The organism is Paraburkholderia diazotrophica (genome assembly GCF_900108945.1).
In the GTDB taxonomy this organism is placed as follows: Bacteria; Pseudomonadota; Gammaproteobacteria; order Burkholderiales; family Burkholderiaceae; genus Paraburkholderia; species Paraburkholderia diazotrophica.
This window is the reverse complement of the sequence record NZ_FNYE01000023.1, coordinates 77,016-97,651: the sequence shown is the minus strand read 5'-3', so window position 1 is coordinate 97,651 and position 20,636 is coordinate 77,016. Positions and strand designations below refer to the sequence as shown.

Below are 20,636 nucleotides of genomic sequence, written 5' to 3'. Positions count from 1 at the left end.
TGGTGCTCAAAATACCTGCCCGTAGAGGTTCGACGCGGTGTTCAGGTAATAGTCATTCATCCAGGGGTGTCCTTTTTCGAGCCGCGCCGTCGCATCCTGCACATTGCGATCGCTGGCGACGGTGACCAATACGACATCGCCTTCGATCACCACCATCGGGTCACGCCCGCGTTCTTTAATACATCGCGCGTGATAGGCGACGAGCTCACGCAAGAACGCCACCAGTTCGGCATTGTTCGTGGCACTCGCTGCAGATTCAGTGTTGGCAAGAATGCGCGCAAGTGCCTGCATGTGCTTCATCCGCGCGGAATCCTGTTCGGCGCCAAGTGGCAGGAAACGTGTGGCGCGCTTCCCCATGTCCGGCTGATATCGTTTCAATTCGCCTGCTATGATCTCCAGCCTCTTGCCGGGTGAGCCACGCATATAGTCGAACACGTCTTGCATGACCAGAAGAAACGGCTCGCATCGAAGGACACAGTCAATCTCGTGATCGAGCGACGGTGACACAAGCCTTTTGACACGACCCTCGAATGTCAGTTTTTCCGTCTCGCCCGCTTGTCGTAGCGCAAGAAATTCACGAGCCAGCGAGCGCTGATCCGTGTCGCCGAACAAACAGTTCTGCAGCGTGTCGCGAAGCGTGTTCGAATCGAACACCCGGGTCAGCGCACTGTGGAGCGCACCGTTGAGATGTTTTCCGGGAAAGAGCCGCGTAGCTGAGGATTTGATAGGCCCGGCAAGCGCTTCGATCAACTCCTCCGTCGCCTTTTGCGTCCAGCACTTGCTCAATTGACGAGCAACGTCGGCCTCGACGGTCCAGGCATCGTCGACGAGCCGGGCGCGCCGGCAACTGCCGCGATAGTACTGATAGAGCCCGTTCGCAACCGTCTTGGCCGACGTCGCCGTCACGTAGAAATTCTCTTCTGCGGCGGCCAGCGCGTTGCTGCCGAAGCAGTGAGCCGCGCCGTCTTGCCGGTATAACCAATATTCAAGCAGCCCTTCCATGAGCCGGAAAAAACGTCGACGCGCGCCCTCGTGTTCCAACAGCCTTTGCATGCTGTTCTGATCCGCAAGCCATTGAATCAGGACCACGGCCTTGATGCCGGTGACCTGTGCGACAGGCGACGCCAGATTAGGCACGAGCCGGCGTCCGAACGCGCTCCATACCGGCAACAGGCCAAGTGGATCGCGACCTCCCGACGATCTGCTCAGCGCAGGATCTACATCGGTGAAGTAAGGAAGATAGATGTCCGTGGTACGGGTATCGAGTTCGGTCATGCACATTCCTGGAAATCGAATCGCTTCAGAGAGTACATATTCTGAATTGACAAACGGACAAAATTTGTCCAAATAACGCCGCTCGCGCTAACCCAAACTCCGTTCGCAGTGTCGCGCGTGCTATTCGCTATAGATTGGGGGTGAGGCATCGCACGTCATAACCGATCATAAAAAGCGATGCTTCGAAGGCGTGGTGCCGTGAATGCGGCTGGGAACTCAGCAATTTCGGCGCTCGCCTGAGCACGTCTTCCACGATCCAGCCAAGGCGTAGCTTTGCCGACGCCCAGCGTGCAGACATATCGGCATCCTGGTAGCGCATCACTGCGCCGGCAGAGATGAGTGCGTTCGGGTGCAGACCATTCAACTTGCGGCGAGATTCGTCGGCCATCGTCGGAAACAAGAGCTTGCCTGGCACCTGCAACCAGTCACGGTGTGTCTCGACACGATATATCTCGACTAGCGCTGCGATTGCAGCGGCGACGCGTGAGTCGTAAATGGGAAGCCCGTCGCCCGATGCCAACGCGTAGATTTTGGTCATCATGGAGTTCACCAGCTCGATTGCGTGAAGCTGACCAAGTCTTCCTCGTTCCAGGCTAAACGCTTCACGTGCAGCGATGAGGTAGTCGACCAGTTGCCCGTTGACATGCTTTGCCTTAAGGAAGGGGCGCGCGCCTCGACTGGCATTGCGCTCGCCGGCCCAGCGTAAAATAGCCTTACATGCTGTCATAACGGCTTCGGCAGATTGGCTTTCCAGTGCCTTACGCAATTTCTTGCCGAGACGCGCGAGGCTCTGCGCCGTACTATCCCAGCACAACGAGTCCACCTGCGTGCCGTCGTCGTCCACCCAATTCGCGCGCCATACATACGTATCGATCAGGTTATCGAAACCCTGCACGGTTCTGGCAACGGCAGTCGGCACGCGTGCCGATCTGCCGATATTCAGATCCACCAACAGTCGATCGGCAAAACCAGCCAGCCATTCGACAAATGCGTTGACCTCGATGTCATCCAAAAATTGCTGCTGGTTCACAGGGTTCGCGTATTCAATCCGGTACGTCGCCATGCAGGCCACCCCTGCGGCGCACATATGCCCCCTCGACAGAGCACCCAAACAGGTTTTCTGTTTGACAGGTCTTCGTTCACATTTCAGTCGCGACGCAAGCGTGCCATTGCATCAGCGAGGCGCGCTTCATTCGAAATACTTTGGGCCTGCTTCGCTTCCAGTAGTTTTTCCGACTCGCGCAGCGCGCGCCTGGCTGCATCGGGCCGCATGATGCGCTGAGCGCACGCAAGCGTGTCCTCGTAGCCCTGAGCGATCCACGAGGGAATCCGCGTTGAGTCGAAGCCGAGCAAATCGCGATGGTCGAGCAGGCTCGGGTCGCGCGCGATTGCGCGCTGCGGGCGGATTTCCAGCACGGTCGCCTGCGGGAAATCGCGGCGCGACCACGGCGAGTCGTCAGACAGATGCACGACGATCAGCATGTTGCAGCCCGCATCGATCAGCGCACCCGCCGGCGTATTGCCCTGCATCGTGCGCCACCCCCCGATGCCTCCATCGGAATAGCGCTTGCCGTCGATCGCTTTCGCCGCGTAGATCACCGGAATCGCGGCGGAGGCAAGCAGCGCTGCCTTTTGCTCGGTTGCCGGCAAGCTTTGCACGTGCACGTAGGCGGACTCCGGCGTGTCCACGACGCCTGCTTCGGCGGCAGCGATGCGAAGCAGATCGTCGAAGGGGGACTGCGACCGGAACAGCGAGACATACAGTGGCAATCCGGCCTTCAGCGCCGCCGGATCGAGATACTCGTCCATCAGCGCCTTGAGAGGTGCATCGCTGGCGAGGCTGTTTTCCAGCCTGTCGAGCGACTTTGACAGATCGACGTCGAGCGCTGCGGCGGCGAGGCGCGCGGCCTTGAGCACGCGGTCGAGCGCGTGCGTAGGCGCCAGCGCGACACCCGCCGAGGACAGCATCGTCAGATAGCCGAACGCCTGGAACTCCACCGGCGAAGCCTGCGCAAGCCGGTCCCATAGTTGGGCCAGATGCGCATGCGCCTTCTGCGGGGTAATGGCAGAGGCCACGATCGCACCGTTGAGCGCGCCGATACTCGCCCCCGCGACCATGTCGATCTGCGTGCCGAGTTCCGCCAGTGCGCGCATGACGCCAACCTGATAAGCGCCCTTGGCACCGCCCCCCGAGAGCACCAGACCCACCTTGAGATTATCCACGCGAAGCCTCTCCAAAGAGTTCGCGGACCAACGCATCGCCGATGCGCCTTGGGGTCGCGCGCAACGGCATTTCGAGCGGCAGGCGGGCAGGCGTATGGGCGACGGCGAATGCGACCGGACTGCGCACCGGGTCCAGCGTATCCCCGAGGTAGGAGAGTGCCGCCGCACCTTCGAGTTGCTCAGGCGCGCTGCCTGACGTGAGCCACCATGACGAATCGACCCGATCGTGCGTCCCGCATCGGGCATCTTCAGCCAGCTGAGCGGTCACGCGGTTCATTGCGTCTTCGACAAACGCATGGCGCTGCGGCCCGTTCTGATAGCGGCAGTAGTCGCCAAATGTGCCCCACCACAGACATTCGAGCGCCGCATAGGCGCGGCCGGCCGGTGAGAGACCGGCAAAGCGACCCGCGCGCCAGCGGTTGAACACCTGGTCCAGATTCAACTGCACGCCCTGAATGAAGTCCACGCGTGCGAGTTCGCTGGCGAGCGCATCGAGCCGCTTCTCCAGACGCGACGTGCTCGCCCGCAGTTCGTCCCTGACATTCGCCGAGAAGTCCGCCACATCCACGAGCTCGAGCATCATGCGGTTGACCGTGTCGTGCACGCGACCAATCGCGAGATTGCTGCGCGCGACGGATTCCGTCAGTTCAGTCAACCATTGCAGCGTGACGTCGAGACCTTCCGCGAAATTCTGGTTCAGGCGCCATTGGCGCTCGGCGCTGCGGCCCGTGAAGCCCTCCCAGCAGCGCGTGAAGAAACCGTTGCGACCAGACTGACCGGCCAGCCTTCCTGTGGACTCGGCGACGCAATTGGCGAAGTCGACCACCAGCTTCTCAGGAAGGCAAGTCAGCGTCTTGCAGATCGCCGACTCGATATCGATCGGCGCTTCGCTCATGCCTGCTCTTCCAGCTCATCAGACAGCCAGTGCTGCGTTTCGCGACGCAGTTCCTCGCTGTCCTCGCGCGCGGCTGGCACATTCTTCATCAAGACAACCAGCTCCTCGATCAACCGGTCCTTCTCGGCCTTGTCACGCTGCTGGTCGCGCTCGCTTTGCATCAGCGTGCCGCGAATCTTCTGGACTTCGCCCTTGAACACGGCGAAGAACTCGCCCGTCGCCAGGTTGACTGGCTCCTTGACCGATGCGTGGATGCGTTCTGCGAGACCATCGAAGCTCTCGCCGATTCGCCTGGCGACCATCTCCTTCACCGTGCCAAGATGGATCTCCGAGTATTCGACCGAAACGCTATAGTCTTCCCAGCCCCAATCGTTAGTATTGAACCAGCTGCAGACCTTGCCCCATGTACCCGATTGGCGGCGCTGGCGCGTGACCGTGCGCGTCTTGTGCTGAATTGCATCGGCCAGCATCTCACCACTCGAAAACTCGATGGTGTCGAGCGCGATCATCGGGATTGCCAGCTTCACCGTGAAACCGTCTTCGCCGAGGCGTTTGTTCAGGTCGCCGATAATCCGGTGAGCCGGCGCCTCGACGTGTTCGCAAAAGCGCTGCTTGAAGCCCTCGATCAGTTGCATCAGATCGTGCTGCATGTCGCTTTCCGCAATCGCCATGACTTCTTCCACCCGCGCGCGGATGGTATCCATCAGTTCCGTCGCCTTGCTCGCGTCGTCGAACTGAATCGTCTCCTTGTTCGGATTGAAGTCGATATCTTCGCCGGGATTGAACGCCTCCCCGACCGCCTCCGCTAACGATGCGAGGATGCCTTTCCACGACGGCGCCGACTCACCAGAGCGCGATGACTTCCTGATGGCCTTGCGCGATCGCGGCTTCTGCTGCTCGATCGCCGCCTCCAGTTCCGCCATCTTGCCTTTCAGGAAGTACTGGTCGACAACGGTCTCGACGTCCTTCTGGCTCCTGGAGAATCGCTCGTCGACCATGCCAGCCATCTCGGCCAATGCATTCTCCGTCGCTTTCTGAGCGGTCTGTTCGAGGTCGCCAATCTTACGGATGTCCTCGACGATGGCGTTGATCTGCGCGTGCAGCGTCTGCGCGTCCTGCGCAAGGCCGGTCTTGCGAATGTCGAGAAAGTTCGAAACGTCGCCAGTGAGCTTGATGAGCTTCTGCGCAGCCGAGTCGATCGCAAGCGCCGCCGCACGTGCGTGCGCGTATTCGATCACGTCCGTGAGTAAGGTCTGGAAATTCGACTTCTTCCAGAGCTTCCCGGCGGCGCTCTCGACCTTTTCGGAATCGTCGAGATCGTCTTCGTCCCAACTGCTGCCCATGGCCTCAGTGGCAAAGTCCTCGACCCAGCCCTCGGCTTTCGGGTCAGGCAGGCGCCCCTGGGCGGCCAACACGGTCCGCGCCCGGTTCGCCAGATAGCCGCGCTTCGACGAAACCGGGAAAACGTCATCCGGGCGTACCACCTCTGGCAGCAGCTTGCCGGCCACGAGCGCACACACGTCGTCTTCGGTGTCGCCGTTGCGGTCTCGCTGGTCGAACTTGTTCACGAGCGCATAGGTGCGCGCGCCACCAATATCCACCAGTTCCTTGCGCAGTTCAGCGTCGGCGTCAGACTTGAGCTGCGTGAAGTCGAGCACCGCGAGAATCGCCGAGGCGTTACGCAACTGCTCGCGTAGCATCTTGCGAAGATGGGGTTGACCCGCCTCGTTCGGTCCCGGGGTATCGAGCAACGCAAGACGCCCCTGGAAGTCCGACTTGCCGCGCAAGTGGCCGAATTCCACCTCGATCACCGGGATCGCTTCGATGTGGCTGTAGCTGTCGAACGGGAAGTCGATGCCCAATTCGCCCGCAAGACGAACCAGATCGTTCAGGCCTTTGAGGAAACGAAAGATCTCGTCTGCGCCTTCGTAACACTGCTGGAACTCGCCGCCGCTCTTCACGAGCTGCAGCAGGGCCACCATGTCCTTGTCGTCCTGCAGTCCTCGAACGGTGTCGCGATGCTCGGGACGCGCAGCCGCTTCGGCAAGCGTGCGCATCAACGCATTGATTGGCTCTGTGCGGTCAAGCTTTAGGACCGGTACGACCTTGCCAGGCGTGTGACGGATCAGCGTCGGCAGCGCGGTCATCGGGCGATTGCGGTTCGGCAGCACTTCCGCGCCCACGATCGCATTGATCGTCGTCGATTTACCGGCCTTCATGGTGCCAACAACGGCAAGCACCATTTCAAGCTGTTCGACCTTGCATTGCTCACTATGCATCTCGTCGATGCGAACCCGCGTCGATTCGAGATCGAAGATCTGCGGTTCGTCGCGCTTCGGCTCTACTACGATGCCTGGGTTCAGGGTCATTCGCTTCAGCAACTCGCTGCCGTACTGAAGCAAACGCGTAGCCTCTTCCCGAAGCGTTTCAATGTTCTTTTCGTGCATATCTGTCGTTAACTTTTAAGCGAGAAATGGTAAGCCCACTTCACGGGCAACAATGTGAGTTAACTGCTAATGGCTCGTCTCGAGCCTCGATGTGCGTGATGCGCGCGGCACCTCCGGCCACGCTTGCGGCTCTCTCACTCTCCCTTCGCGAACCTTTGCACTTGCTTCACACCCTCCCGCGTACGGTTGCTGAATAACACGAACTTCAGTTTCGCGGGAGCGGCCAGCTTGCGCCGCAAATCGCGCTCGACCGCGACAGCCTCTTCCACTGTCAGTGATTCCGCGAACGACCGGGCAATGCACATCGATTTGCGCGACTCCATTGCACGCTGAAACATCAGGCAGTCGGCATCATGCAGCTTCCCGCTAATGACGAATACGAACGCATCGAATGCTGCGAACGGGAAGTTCGGCGCGAAGGCATTGAGCGGGTGGTTCAGCGTATCGTGACCCGGTGCGTCGACGTACACTTCGCGCTCGTGAAAGCTGAGCAGTTCGCACGCCGGATCCGTGGACCAGTCGGTCGCGTCGGTTTGAGAGCCGATGCACGGCAGGGGCCTAACCTGCGCATCGGTCATGTTTTTTAGAAGCGAGGATTTGCCCGCGCCCGGCTGACCGAAGATGGCGACCTTCCGACCGGGCGCGCGAGCCAGTTCCCTACCGAGACGCTCAATGTTGAATCTGAGTACGGAATCCGCAGACACTACGGGCCCGCGCCGTTCTAACAGGCTAGCGATCGCCGCCGGCAGGATAGCCTTCAGCATCGGTCAGATGACAAGCTTGTTTTCGATGATCTGCTTTGCAAGTTCATGACAGTCGTCAAGATACATGCTACCCACATTGCTCGTGATGACATAGCCGAGTGTCGCCGCTACGCCCTGCCCCACAAATGGCACGTACTTCGAGAACTGTTTGAGCGCCTCTCTGCCGATGCAGCGCTTCAGCAACTGCATCAGCCCTTCACGTGCGGCATAGGAGACCACGTTGCTGGCAAGCCTGCCTACTACGGGAATAGCCGATTGCTTCAGCTTGTCTAGCGCAGCTTCGTCGAGTCCGTAGGCTTGGCGAATTCCTGCAAATAGCCCGACGAGAATCGAAAGATCGACTGCAATGTCGGCGCCAGGAATCGGATTAATCGCGTTGACCGCCGAAGCTGCCGCTGCCGTCACGACGTATTTTTCGCATGCCTCCTTCTTCTCCTCAAGGAACCTGGCACTGTAGGCCTTGGCATCGCGCAGCCATCGCTCACGTTTGGCGCCGTCGAGGTTGTTCTTGATCTCAGTGTTTAATTGATCGAGACCTTCGGAAGTGCGACAGCTCGTGAAAATGGTTTTTACTGGGATCTCAAGGTTCTTGCTGATGTCCCTTTCCTTGCGCGCCTTAAGTTCGTCTATCCCGACGCCTTCCTCCCACAATTCATCTACCTTGTTTACCACGTAGATACACACCTTGCCTTGCTTGTGCAGTTCGCGAAACAGTTCCGTGTCGGCCTGATGGAGCTTGCCGCTGGTCACGCAGAGAAAGAGATCGAAGTTCTGGAGCTTGAAATCGCTGAAGTAGCTGGCCTTCGGAAATCTCGATGTGCCGTAACCCGGCAAATCCACGAAGCGCAGGCCATTTACCTCATAAGGCGTGGCATCGACAGTCTTGTCCGTTTCCACTCCGACTTCTGCCACTCGCTTGCCGACGATCTTGTTGATCAGCGACGATTTGCCCGCGCCGGGTTGACCAAACAGTGCAACGGAAACTGTCGTATTGCGATCGCGCTCAAGTTCTTCGCGCATCTGATTTGCTTCGTGATGAATCGACATTGCTTTGTATCCTGTTTTTGTTAGTGTACGACCATGCTATCGATCCGTACCATACGATCCGTTGCGGACAAACCCTGTCCGTATACCGGCGTGCAATCGCGACCTCGTGGCGACGGATGAGATCAGAAGTGACGGCACGCCTGTGCTAACGGCATTCCAGAAAAAATGTTTAATGCGCAGAAGCAGAAACGGCGCCGTTGACCCGCGCTGCAGGGTGCACCACCCCCGTTGGTGCAGCTGACTGAGTCATCTTGGAAGCGAAGCTATTGGTGTTCAAAACGACGCCGATGGCAGGGCACGCGTAGAAACATCGGCGAGCTTGTAACACCCTGACGGAGGTCGTAACCGGCTGAACCGTGCAGATTCTCCCGTCCTTCAAGAAAATCGGCCGACAGATCAACGACTTGCCCCTTCACGCACACGTAAGCCACATGAAAAAGCTCGGTACCAAGCGTCACGGTTCGCGTGTCTATCCGACAGAGGATAGCCTAGATGACGCGGCACGATGCCGCACACTCCATTCACATAGCGGTCAGGCGCGACTCTAGCGAATGTACCGCCGTTTCCGATACGACGACTTCCACGTGCATCCGCGCCCGGGTCAATCCGACGAACAGCAATTGCGGCCACAGCGCGTCCGCGTGATCGAAGTCGACTTCGGTGAGCACGATGGCAGGTGCTGACTGCCCCTTGAAGCGTCGAACGGTCTCGATCGTCAGCTCGCCATCGGTGTACACGGGTTGTCCCGCCTCGTCATAGGAACCCGTGAACTTTCTCAGCTTCCATTCCGACAGCATGTCGTCAGCCATTAGCGAAGAATGGCCCCGCCCGCGCCAGCACAGGACGACGATGTCATCCAATCCATAGCCAACCTGGACGCATCGGCGAACTGCGTCGGCAGTCGCTTGCGCAACGTTTTTCGCGGCAGGGCTATAGATCGTGAACCCGGGCGGTTCGCCGGCAATCGGCGCACAAGGCGCAATCGGCTCTTCCGTCAGCCGCAGCAGGTTGATCGTCTCGACAACCTTGCGGGGACTGCGGTAATTTTCTCGCGCCGTCATCATTACGGCGTCGCTGATTTCAATCTGGGCCCGATCCGCGTAGACGCATTGCTCGGGGTCCTCGAGCAGATAGATGCGGCCGTTCTCGCGCACGCGCGAGATCAGCGCCTGCACCCACGCGGCCTGCATGTCCTGCAGTTCGTCGATCACCAGCACGTCCAGATGCGGCGCGGCGCGCTGCTGTTTCTCCAGATAACACTGCGCAAGCGCCTCGAAGTCCGGCGACACGCGCGGTCGTCCCGCCGCCTCCCAGCACAGTTGATGGAAACTGCTGACCTCGACGTCCGATGGCGCTAATGCGCGCATCTGATCCGCTAGAGGCCGGTTGAAACACACGTACGATGCCGCTTTCAACGCGACAAGCGACTGCCGCAGCAACGAGAGCGCGAGCTGTGTTTTGCCTGATCCAGCCGTTGCACGCACATGGATGACGCCGCTCGCCACATTGATACGTGGTACCCAACGCGCCAGCCCGCCCGAAATCTCGTCGACACGTCGCTGGAGCGTGCCACGAAGCGCCGAGATATCCGGCTGAACGCGTATGCGGTCGAGCATGAACGCGCATACCCGTTCCTTATTCGGATCGGGCCGGCCGGCTCCGAGCCGGCGCTGGATGAAACCTGTTATATCCAGGCAGTCTTCCGCGTCCGCGATACGTTCACGCGGGTAACTGACTGTGCCGTGATCGCCAATTCGATACTGTGGTAGCACCAGGCAATGAAGCAGGCGCACATCAATGCCGTCGGCCTTCAAACGCTGCAAAAGCGACCTGAACTGCCAGCTTGCCTGCCGCCCGACGTCCTTTCGCTGCCCGCCGTATCGCTTGAAAAGGCCGTCGCCTGTCATGTCGATCTCGCCCGCTTTCACCTCCAGCACCGCAACGTCGCCGGCGCTGTTGACTACCACGATGTCGAACTCGCCATGACTGTCGCGATGCGGCTCAGCGCGCGTCCAGTCGACGCTATGAAACAGTTCGTAGCTCTCCGGCAGGCCATCAGCCAGCTTTTTGAGAATGTCGAATTCTGCATGCTCGCCAGCAGATGCCACGCGTATCTCTGCCAACGGAGGGTGAACTATAGCCATTCTTGTTTTCGTTGAAAGTCGCGCTCGATGCCCACATGCTCCCCGATCCATGCCATCGAAAAGGCGAAGCACGACGTCATGTCATGCGCGGTAAAGTAAAGCTCGCAGAAGGCACTACAGGCGTGAATATCGGCATGCTCTGCGCGAACTTAAGTGATTGGATGTTATACGCAAATCGCATTGCGATGCACGCAGGACGGCATCAATCATTGAACGCGACATCGCAAACGTTTGGCGACATTGAACCACCTGAACTGCGAACGCCTCGCAAAGCGTGAGCATTCGCATGGCGTCAGGCACTGCTTCGTCACACTTTCTTTTCCGAAGTCCCACGCGTTCCCCATTCACCCACATCGAACGTGCAGAGCGCCACGAGCGTAATCACAAACGAGTCCGCGATAAACCACATCCCCAACGCACCAACGAGCAACGGGTTCACCTTCTGCTCCGGGTTGTGCCAGCGCACGTACAGGTTATAGAGCAGGCCGACGACGACCCAAATGCCGAAATAAAGCTGCATGTCTTGCAACAGATGCTCCGCGAGCCAACCCGACGCCAGACCGTAAATGCACATGGCGGGCCAGAGCACCTGCAGCGCGCCGGGAATCAGCAGGTTCACCACGGTGAGCGGATGCAGCACGTCGAGATTGTCGCCGAACTTGCGCAATGTCCAGAACAGATCGCGCAGGCCGCTGCGTCGCCAGCGAAGCTGCTGCATGAACAGCTGCCTGAAATTGTTCGGCGCGGCCGTCCAGCATTGCGCGTCGATGTTGATGTAGGTTTTCAGCCCTTTGAGCAGCAGCAAGTGCGTCATATAGCGGTCCTCGCCGTCGCGTACGCCGACACCGAACCAGTTGCGATGCTTCACCTGTTCCTCGATCGCCTCGAAATGCTCGCGCCGCACCGCGAACAGACAGCCCGAAATACAGATCACGTTTCTCGTCCAGTTTTGCAGCATCTTCATGATCTGGAAGCTGTAGTAGTAGACGACTGTCTGGCATTGCGTCAGCACGTTTTCCTGCGCGTTGCTGATCCCGACTCGGCCGCCGACCGCGCCGATCGTCTCGTCGACGAAACACGCGGTCAGTTCCGCGATTGCGCGACTGTCGAAGATGCAATCCGAATCGATGCAGATCAGTATCTCGCCCGACGAATGCGACAGCGCATGTGACAGCGTCTGGTGCTTTCCCGAGTTCACCGGGTTGCGAAACGCGCGGACGTTCTTCCAGCGGCGCGCCGCCTGCTCGATCCATTCGAAAGTGTCGTCTGCGGAACAATCGTCGACGGCGATCACTTCCACCTTCTCCATCGGATAGTCGCTCGAAAGAATGCTTTGGATCGTATGGAACACGTGCTCACCTTCGTTGAAGCATGGCAGCAGCACGCTTACCCGCGGTTGCAGCGCATAGTTCTTCACCAGAAACGTCGACTCCGCGCCGAACCGCAACATCAGCGTGACGCCAAAGTTCATCACCATCACCATTAACGGCAACGCGAAAATCAACTGCACAAATGTATCGATCACAACGGCCCCAAAGACTTGATGACGAATTCGACTTCCTTTCCACTGCGCGGCTCGGGCCGCCTGTATAACCAGAGATTGATGACCAGCTTCTGTGGTCGATCTGCGACATCGCCCCGAAAGACTACCTCCCGCCCGTACTGTAAGGGCGACTCCCAGTTCACCACGCCAGTCTGCCACGCGAAGGCGAATGTCGATTCCGCGATATCGTCTGGGACGCGAAACGCCGTGTGACGACTACCGGGATGGCTCCGATTCCAGACGGTGTAGTTGATCTGTGGCGCGGTGGCATCGCCCCAACGCGCAATCTCGATGTCAATCTCGTTCGTGCCGTCCGGTCCGACATCTGCTGGCGGATACATGAAGACGCCGAACACGACGTCAGGGTCGGCGTCGCCAATCGGTCCACGAATCCCGAACGCATAGCGGCCAAAGCCGAATCGCTTCACTGATTCGACCTCGACGCAGGCAAAGTGGCCATCCGGCATGCGCGAGAGCCTCAGATGCAACCGGCCTTCCGCATCGACCCAGGCGCCGCGCCCGTTCCAACGGTCCGAAGCGCACGGCTTGCCTGCCCCGCTCCGGACCTGCCAGCCCGTTCCAGCCCATTCGATCTCCGTCGCCGACGCCGCGGCCATCCACAACACTAGCGCAAGACATAGCAGGCGCTTCATGTGATTCACTTCGAATGACTTACGCCCGCACCAGCGTCACGTTGTGCGGCTCGCCGCCGCGCGTCAGTACCCCCTTGACGTCCGTGACGACCGCTCCCTGGCGCGGATGAATATGCTTGAGGATCATGCCCCATCCGCCGTCGACGAATTCATTGTGCGCAACGGCCAGCACGACCGCACGCGCCGGCTCGCGCCGCTCGAAACTCGTGAGCCGGATGCCATATTCGCGCTCGACGTCCTTTGGGTCGGCGTGAGGGTCGATGACCTGCACGTCAATACCCCAGCTCATAAATTCGCGCACGAGGCCAACCGCCTTCGAATTGCGAATATCCGGCACGTTCTCCTTGAACGTGATCCCGAGAACCGTGATTCTCGAATCGAGCGGCAGGCCGCGATGGCGCATCGCCTTCAAGGTCTTCTCCGCGAGCAGGCCGGGCATCTTGTCGTTCACTTCGCGTGCCGCCAGAATCAGCGACGGGATATAGCCGACCTGCGCGGACCGGTGTGTCAGATAGTACGGATCGACGGAGATGCAGTGGCCGCCGACGAATCCCGGCACATAGCGATGAAAATTCCACTTCGACGCGGCGGCATCGATCGCGTCGTGCGTATCGATATCGAGCCGCGAGAAGATCTGCGACAACTCGTTCATCAACGCGATATTCACGTCACGCTGCGTGTTCTCAATGACCTTGGCCGCTTCCGCGACCTTGATGTTGGCGGCGCGGTAGGTCGTCGTGATCTTCGAGTACAGGCCGTCTACGAGTTCGAGGGTTTCGGGCGTATCGCCCGAAACAATCTTCGTCGTCGACGTTAGCGTGTGCACGCGGTCACCGGGATTAATGCGTTCCGGTGAATAAGCGACCCAGAAGTCCACGCCATGTTGCAAACGCCTCTCACCCGTATGGTCGTCGCGCTGCTCCAGCAGCGGCACGCAGATCTCTTCCGTTACGCCCGGATACACCGTGCTCTCATAGATCACGGTCGCCCCTTGTTTCATGTGCCGCGCGATCGTTCTCGTTGCGCCGACAACTGGACCGAGATCGGGCACATTCGCGTCCGTCACGGGCGTTGGTACTGTAACGATGATGAGATCGGCGTCGTGCATGGCCTCGTGGGCATCGCTCGTAAGCCGCCAGCGCGTGGAATGAAGATCGTCATCCGCGATCTCGCCCGTCCTGTCATTGCCCGCAAGCAACTCGCCGATACGGCTCACGTCGATATCGTAGCCCGTCACGTCGAAATGCTTCGCGAGTTCGAAAGCGAGCGGACATCCCACATAGCCGAGTCCAACAACCAGAATCTTATTGATCTTGCGCATAGTTCTGAGAAAGTAGCGTGATCTGCAAACGCGCCAGATGAACTTTCATGGCGGCCATAGCAAGACTGACGCGAATCTGCGATTTCATTCGTAGCGCTTCGGGCGAAGCAAGCGTGCGCAGCCGTTCGTACTCGTCGCTCAACTGGCTTTGCTCGCCCAGCAACTGCGGCAGGTTCTCTTGCTGCACAGCAAGACGATCGGCCATACTCCGCTGCAATCCGTCGACCTTCTGCGCCAGTTCGTCGTTCAATTGATGCCGCATCGTCATCAGCGAGCGTGTGGCGTTGTCCAGCTTTCGCCCATACGACGCCGCATTGAAGTTATAGGTGAACGTCACGGAAACGAACGGCTGGTACCCCGTCGACGTATTCACCGGTGTGCCCGAAATCGGCTTCTGCATGCCACCGACCAGCGACACGTCCCATGCCTGGAGCTTCTGCTTGTGATTCAGCTCGTCCTGAAGATCGAGTGTCGTTTCATCGATCTGCGCGATGGCCTGCTTCAAGTCGATATGCGGCACCTCCGGTATGGGTTGCGACGCAACTTCGGTTTTCGCCGCGACGTATTGCGCGGCCATCCGGTCGCGTTGCTGCCTGAGCGTCAGCAGGTCGGATAGCGTCCCGTTTCCAGATTGCAAACGCTTGTCGGCGGACATGATCTCTTCGTTCAGGATATCGAGCACATCCTTCAGATCCGCCACCTGTTGAATCGCCACCTGACGGTCGATCGATGGCATGCCGTATTTAACGAAACGATCAACATTGAGCGTACGGCTGTACAACTCGCATTCCAGCTGCGCGGCTCGCGTTGCCGACACGCCCCGCAGGTGCCGCGAGAGGCTCTTCGAAACACCGACTACGACCTGCTTGAGCGACGGGTTCGAATCCGATTGACCGAGTCGGCCAAATCCCTCCACACCCGTATCCAGCGTGCGTTCCGCATCCGCCTGGTCCTGCACATACTGGCAGTAAGCCTGCTTCTCTGCATCAGCTGAAGTCTGCGCGTTGGCAGCCACGTTCAACGTGCCGAGAAGCAAAAAAACAAATGCATACTTGACTTTGAAAGGCATCAATTCGACTATGAAGTTTGGAAGGTGACGCTCTTGCCGGATGATCCACCCAGCGCCGCGATTCATTTAGAAGAGCAGCGGCTTATGTCCAATGAAAACCACCGGCGACTGTTCGGCGGACGTCACTGAAAAGTCCACACGCACAAACCTTCCTTTGATATCCGTCTTGAAGAGCGGTTGTCGCGCGTACTCCTCCGCGTCGTACACATGTTCGACCGTGCCGACTTTCCGGCAAGCGATCACCTGCAGATAGCAATCGAAGACAGATGCGCCCGGCGTCGCATTGGTCAGGTTGTCGTACTGGACAAAGACAACCGCAACACTGCGTGTCAACGCGAGGTAATACGGCGAACGTTTCGCGACGCTCAGCACGCGTTCCGCATTTGCCACCGTTGCGCGTAGCTGGTCGACGGATTGACGCGCCGTTTCCGCATCGACATTCGCCTGGGCGAGCGTCATGCGCAATTGCGCCTCGTTGGTCAGAGACTGCAAGGCCGTCAGCGACGATGCCGGACCGCCACCGAGCGTCCTGCTCGCCGCAGCCGCGGCGCGCGCCTGTTCGCGCAGCGTGATCTCGCTGATGTGCGAGTCGGTTATCGCACTCATTGCCGACTGGATATTGAGGCGGCGCGACATTGCCTGGTCTTTCGTAATCAGGCCGGCCGCAAGGTCAGAATCGACTGATGCCAGCATCGGCTTCACCTCGGCCGCCGCTTTCTCCGTTTGCAACGAGTCAATACGCTTTCTGCCGAGCGCGAACCGCATATCTGCTTCCGTCAACGCGAGCGCATGCGACTCGCTATGTGCCGCCGTGTTGAATCTTTCGATGAGCGCGCGGGTGTCCTCAATCTGCTGAGTGATGACGCGGTATCTTTCGGTCGCAGTTGTGAGATCAACACGATTCTTCAACAGTGCTGCTTCAAGCGCCGATACCTGCGGTTGATATGCCAGCACTTTTTCCTGCGTCGGTGACAGGACGATAGGTGCGGACCAGTTACGATTGACGGCATAGAAGACCATGAGAAACAGATACGACATCACGCCTGCGACGATCAGTAGAAGAATCGCAGCCATCGTGATTCGATACGAGGAAACGATAGTGTTTTGGAAACGCTTGAAGTTCATTTGTCAATATGCTCTGTTTTATCGCCTACTATTGCTTCACTACTCTCAAACGACGAGTTCGCACTCTATGCACCTATCTGGACACTTCATGTCCTGAGTGCGGGGCGATATTTAATCGTTCGGCGGCTGTGGGTTAGTCAGCATTCTGCAGCGCGCTCTGGACAAACGATGTCTCTGCAGCCAAAATCGAAGCCAGCTTCATGCATGCACTTGCGTACGACAACGCAATGCATACGCTCGCCGTTTCTGGTCAGAAAATCAGGAGTAGAGGTAACCTTGCAGACCCGTCGCACCGCTTGAACAAGCGGTTTGCGCATCGCTTTCCGTTTCGATTCCTTCGACAACGATAGAATCGGCACAAACCTTCACAAGTTCAATGAGTTGCGCAAAGCGCGCTGCCGCCGCCTCGTCGTGGCGGCAGCGGGCAATGAGAGACCGGTCGAGCTTCGCGATGTCCGCATCAAGCGTGATCAGATTGCGCAGGCTGCCGAAGTCATGGCCGACATCGTCGAGCGCCACGCGGCAACCTAATGATTGAAGCACCGCGACGAATTCGCGGGTGGCGTCTAGATTCGCTAGCGGAAAAGTTTCGGTGATTTCGATGGTGAGCCGTGAAGCAACATTGGGTTCGACCGCGAGTGTCGTGACGATGAGTGCCCACCAGCCATCGAGGACCGCGCTACGGGTCGATATGTTGCAGCCGAGCCGGGCGGCGGGATTCGCCCTGAGTCTGTCGATGATCGTCTGCACCACCCATCTGTCGAGGCATCGCACGACACCCAGACGCTCCAGCGCGCATATTTCGGAACCGATCCGCGTGCGCTCGCGATAGGCATCGCCCATCTTGCACAGTAGCGCTTCCTGGTAGAGCGTCGCTGAGGGTTTTTTTGCGTCGCAGATGCGCTCGAAATCGAAATCGAGCCTTCCGTCGTTCATGGCGCCGAACACGGATTCTGCTACGCGGGTATCCGCGACGAAAGCTTCCCGCCACTCATCGCGAGCCGCTGCGTCGATACGGCTTGCCGCATTCACTGACGCAATATCGAAGGGCTTGTCGTCGAAGTGTGCGATGCCTGCTTCGAATACAGGAAATGCGACTGCCTGGCCGTATCGAACAGGACGTTCGGAAAGGCGGATCAGAATGATATCCAGCAGACGCGAGGGCAGCGTGTCAAGTGCGCCGCGCACATGGGGCAGCACATCGAACGCGAACAGCATATGTTCGCCACTCATCGCGACGATGCCCGAATACTCGCGACACAGTTCCCGCGCCCGCTCGCGCAACACCTGGCGTGCAGTCATCGCGAAAATTGACCCGTACACGCGCTCGAGCTGTCGGAGGTTGACGATCGTCGCGACAATACACAAACCCACGCGTGAGCCGCTGTGCGCTCGCTGTCCAGCGCCGAAGCGTTTAAGTAACGTTTCGAGTTCGGTCTCAAACCCCGTTAGCCTGTTATGACTCATTGCGCCGAACCCATCCCGCCTTTCCGCAGGCGGCCCTCGCAGCCAGGTACAAAAGGGTTCCTTTGTGTCACGATCCATGATAGTTCAGGGCTTGAAAAAAATCACAGATAAAACATGGATCTGCTGTTCCCGCCGACACGATTCGCTGCGCTGACAAAAGGGAACCTTTGTGTCAACGCATGACGAACATTTTTCTGCGCGGCACGCGCGCATGCATGCGTCAGAACGATGTACTCAAGTGAGGCACGACGATGAAGATCGGTTACGCTCGCGTTTCGACGGAAGAACAAAACCTCGACTTGCAGGTATTGGCGCTGACGGCGGCAGGCTGCGAACGACTCTTTCACGATCATGGCGTGTCAGGCGCGACATTCCGCCGGCCGGGTCTGGACGACACGCTCACACAGCTCAGCCGTGGCGACACGCTCGTCGTATGGCGGCTCGACAGATTGGGCAGGTCATTGATGAAGCTCGTCGAAATGATCGACACGCTCGACAAGCGGGGCATCCGCTTTCAATCGCTCACGGAAGCGATCGACACCACGTCGTGCAGCGGCATGTTCATCTTTCATATGATGGCCGCGTTGGCTCAGTTCGAAAGAACGTTGATCAGCGAGCGAACGCGCTGCGGCATGAACGCGGCGCGAGAGCGAGGTCGTCGTGTAGGCAGGCGCGCGACAATGACACCGGTGCAATGCAAAGAGGCACTTGCACTGTCGGAAACATTGTCCGTCGTAGAACTGGCAGCGCGTTTCCATGTGCATCCGCGCACGATGCAGCGCATGCTGCGCAACTCAACCGTGCAACGCGACTCATCGGAAACTCAAGGCCGCCAAGAATAGAACGGATATTTCATGCAAGCTGCTGTGCTTCGAGGCCATACCTGCGCAGGCTGCGAAGCAGCGTCCGCGGATGTACATCGAACTGCTCGGCGACGGTATGCGACGAATGAAGCTCAAGCAGGCGCTGGGCTTCGACGCATTCGCTTTGCGTCATCGCGCGCCGCCTGCCGACATGCTGTCCGCGTGCCTTGGCGGCAAGCATGCCGGCCCGTGTCCGCTCGCCGATCAGCGAGCGCTCGAACTGCGCAAGCGCGGCCATGATGTGAAAGAGAAGCGTGCCGCCCGAAGACGTCGTATCGATGCACTCTGTGAGTGAGACAAATTGAACGCCATTCTCGCCGAGCTGGTCGACGAGTTCGACGAGCTTCGTGAGCGAACGCCCCAGACGATCGAGGCGCCATACGACCAGCGTATCGCCTTTCGACAGCGCCGCCATCGTCTGTTCGAGACCAGGCCGCGCGAACTTTGCGCCCGATACGCCCTGATCGGTGAAAATGTTGTCGCACTCAGCTTTCTTTAGCGCTGCCAGTTGCAGATCGAGATTTTGATCATCGGTAGAGACTCGTGCGTATCCTATTCTCATTCTGTTCGGAGTTGTATGGCGAACACCGCGTTCGCCAAATGGCCCAACCGAAATATAGAAATCGATCTGGACAATCTGTGTCCCGAAACAATCGCGCATCGCTGCGTGGATTTGGACAGTGTTTGTCCCGATGCCTCTCCAAAATCCCGATCACGCCATCACTTGAAGCGCTTGATACCTATGACGAAGCCGACGAACACGATTCGCAGGAACACGACGCACGATCATCGCGATGTTCGCGACAATACGCAGACGCTGTGCATCGCAATGCGGCTTTGGGGATTCGATGAATCGGAGGTTCAGTCGTGGATGAGCGAGTTACCCGATCTGCAAGGCGCGCTCTCCTGGAAGATCTCGCGTGTCAGGCGTGAGACGGACGCAGACATCGTCGTGCATCTGGTCAAACCTGCGCGCCGCACGAACGATGAATTTTGCTGGCACAGCATCCAGGCAAATCGCGCCGTGTTGGCGTCGTTCCCTGCAAACCGCACTGAAATGGTTCTGTTCACAGGTAATGCGAACGAATTGCCGAGCAGGCGCTCCGGTCATTGGGCGCTCACTGGCACGTTGTCGCCTCACACAGCACTCGCCCGGCTAGGGCGCCTGGTTGCAGCGTCGTCGACGCCTCATGGGGCAATGCATGGCCCTGTGAGGCGCGATCTTCTGCGCATGATCGCGCAGCAGCTCGATGCGGAATAGGCATCGCTGCGCGCGTTACAACATTCGCTCGATCAGTTGTACTTCCGCGCGGTTCGACATCACGATGATGAGCTTCATCGTCGCACGCGTCGCACCGACGAACCGACGCCCGAATACCGTGTCGTCGCGCCGTCGCCCGTGAAGCTGCGCGACGCGTAGAGGCCAAGCTGGTCGAGCCTCACCAATAGTGACTTGTCGCGACTGTTGAACGTCAGCAGCGCGATGTCGGAGGGCAAGAAGCCCCGGACGATCGCCTCGTCGAGTGCTTCGCGGGTGGCTTGCGTCGCGCTGCGGCCTTCATACGTAATCGTGCGAACATACGAGCGGGTGAACGGTCCCGTCGCTTCGACCTTCATCGGCTCGTCCGACAGCATGTCGAGAAAGCGCACCACCACGTCATGCGGGCTGCGACGATTGGCCATCGCGCACTTCGAGCCCGGTAATTCGACGCTCTTGCGCGAGCACAGATCGTGCGTAGGCGTGTCAAGCAAGCCGCGATGCACAACGCGGAGCGTTTTGATCGACCGCTTAGCCGCGCC

Annotated in this window: 18 protein-coding genes; 2 read left to right on the top strand and 16 right to left on the bottom strand. The window is 58.9% G+C overall.

Translation table 11 applies throughout. The annotated features are described in order from the left end of the window. Positions 1-6 precede the first annotated feature (6 nt). The 14 genes from BMW76_RS25570 to BMW76_RS25505 all read right to left on the bottom strand — a co-directional run bounded on the left by BMW76_RS25570 (position 7) and on the right by BMW76_RS25505 (position 18,051). Positions 7-1,275 (bottom strand): hypothetical protein, encoded by a 1,269-nt coding sequence (locus tag BMW76_RS25570; protein WP_090870263.1) that lies wholly within the window; start codon positions 1,273-1,275, stop codon positions 7-9. A 127-nt stretch (positions 1,276-1,402) separates the two neighbouring features. Beyond that, complete coding sequence (locus BMW76_RS25565) at positions 1,403-2,338, bottom strand: hypothetical protein (RefSeq protein WP_143062323.1); 936 nt, start codon at positions 2,336-2,338, stop codon at positions 1,403-1,405. A gap of 83 nt (positions 2,339-2,421) precedes the next feature. Next, on the bottom strand, positions 2,422-3,498 hold the full coding sequence (locus BMW76_RS25560) for a patatin-like phospholipase family protein (protein WP_090870259.1): 1,077 nt from the start codon (positions 3,496-3,498) through the stop codon (positions 2,422-2,424). Further along, the gene (locus BMW76_RS25555) at positions 3,491-4,393 is read right to left on the bottom strand and encodes a diguanylate cyclase regulator RdcB family protein (protein ID WP_090870257.1); all 903 of its coding nucleotides are present in this window, start codon (positions 4,391-4,393) and stop codon (positions 3,491-3,493) included. The genes BMW76_RS25560 and BMW76_RS25555 overlap by 8 nt, the downstream gene beginning before the upstream one ends. Beyond that, positions 4,390-6,762: a dynamin family protein gene (locus BMW76_RS25550; RefSeq protein ID WP_177200497.1), complete on the bottom strand. Its 2,373-nt coding sequence runs from the start codon at positions 6,760-6,762 to the stop codon at positions 4,390-4,392. Before BMW76_RS25550 ends, BMW76_RS25555 begins: the two co-directional genes overlap by 4 nt. A 212-nt stretch (positions 6,763-6,974) precedes the next feature. Then, positions 6,975-7,604 (bottom strand): GTPase domain-containing protein, encoded by a 630-nt coding sequence (locus tag BMW76_RS25545; RefSeq protein WP_090870253.1) that lies wholly within the window; start codon positions 7,602-7,604, stop codon positions 6,975-6,977. A 3-nt stretch (positions 7,605-7,607) separates the two neighbouring features. Continuing rightward, entirely contained in the window at positions 7,608-8,651 is a 1,044-nt protein-coding gene (locus tag BMW76_RS25540; protein ID WP_090870251.1) for a GTPase family protein, read from the bottom strand. A 521-nt stretch (positions 8,652-9,172) separates the two neighbouring features. Further along, on the bottom strand, positions 9,173-10,795 hold the full coding sequence (locus BMW76_RS25535) for a nuclease-related domain-containing DEAD/DEAH box helicase (RefSeq protein ID WP_177200496.1): 1,623 nt from the start codon (positions 10,793-10,795) through the stop codon (positions 9,173-9,175). A 307-nt stretch (positions 10,796-11,102) separates the two neighbouring features. Then, a complete protein-coding gene (locus BMW76_RS25530) occupies positions 11,103-12,305 on the bottom strand; it encodes a glycosyltransferase (protein ID WP_143062322.1) in 1,203 nt (400 codons plus the stop codon). 11 nt (positions 12,306-12,316) lie between these two features. Beyond that, positions 12,317-12,991 carry a glycoside hydrolase family 16 protein gene (locus BMW76_RS25525; protein WP_143062321.1) on the bottom strand — a complete coding sequence of 225 codons (675 nt, stop codon included), beginning with the start codon at positions 12,989-12,991 and terminating at the stop codon, positions 12,317-12,319. A 19-nt stretch (positions 12,992-13,010) separates the two neighbouring features. Further along, on the bottom strand, positions 13,011-14,312 hold the full coding sequence (locus BMW76_RS25520; protein WP_090870243.1) for a nucleotide sugar dehydrogenase: 1,302 nt from the start codon (positions 14,310-14,312) through the stop codon (positions 13,011-13,013). Continuing rightward, entirely contained in the window at positions 14,296-15,327 is a 1,032-nt protein-coding gene (locus tag BMW76_RS25515) for a hypothetical protein (protein ID WP_143062320.1), read from the bottom strand. Before BMW76_RS25515 ends, BMW76_RS25520 begins: the two co-directional genes overlap by 17 nt. A gap of 120 nt (positions 15,328-15,447) precedes the next feature. Beyond that, the gene (locus BMW76_RS25510; protein WP_090870240.1) at positions 15,448-16,506 is read right to left on the bottom strand and encodes a hypothetical protein; all 1,059 of its coding nucleotides are present in this window, start codon (positions 16,504-16,506) and stop codon (positions 15,448-15,450) included. Positions 16,507-16,764: 258 nt separating this feature from the next. Next, positions 16,765-18,051: an EAL domain-containing protein gene (locus tag BMW76_RS25505; protein ID WP_090870238.1), complete on the bottom strand. Its 1,287-nt coding sequence runs from the start codon at positions 18,049-18,051 to the stop codon at positions 16,765-16,767. A gap of 173 nt (positions 18,052-18,224) precedes the next feature. Between BMW76_RS25505 and BMW76_RS25500 the strand changes: the two genes are divergently transcribed. Beyond that, entirely contained in the window at positions 18,225-18,815 is a 591-nt protein-coding gene (locus tag BMW76_RS25500; RefSeq protein ID WP_090870236.1) for a recombinase family protein, read from the top strand. A gap of 10 nt (positions 18,816-18,825) precedes the next feature. Here BMW76_RS25500 and BMW76_RS25495 read toward each other — a convergent pair whose 3' ends face one another. Next, the gene (locus BMW76_RS25495; RefSeq protein ID WP_090870235.1) at positions 18,826-19,398 is read right to left on the bottom strand and encodes a recombinase family protein; all 573 of its coding nucleotides are present in this window, start codon (positions 19,396-19,398) and stop codon (positions 18,826-18,828) included. Positions 19,399-19,413: 15 nt separating this feature from the next. Between BMW76_RS25495 and BMW76_RS25490 the strand changes: the two genes are divergently transcribed. Continuing rightward, positions 19,414-20,097 (top strand): hypothetical protein, encoded by a 684-nt coding sequence (locus BMW76_RS25490; RefSeq protein ID WP_245763379.1) that lies wholly within the window; start codon positions 19,414-19,416, stop codon positions 20,095-20,097. Positions 20,098-20,171: 74 nt separating this feature from the next. Here BMW76_RS25490 and BMW76_RS25485 read toward each other — a convergent pair whose 3' ends face one another. After that, positions 20,172-20,588: a hypothetical protein gene (locus tag BMW76_RS25485; protein WP_143062319.1), complete on the bottom strand. Its 417-nt coding sequence runs from the start codon at positions 20,586-20,588 to the stop codon at positions 20,172-20,174. Positions 20,589-20,636: the final 48 nt, after the last annotated feature.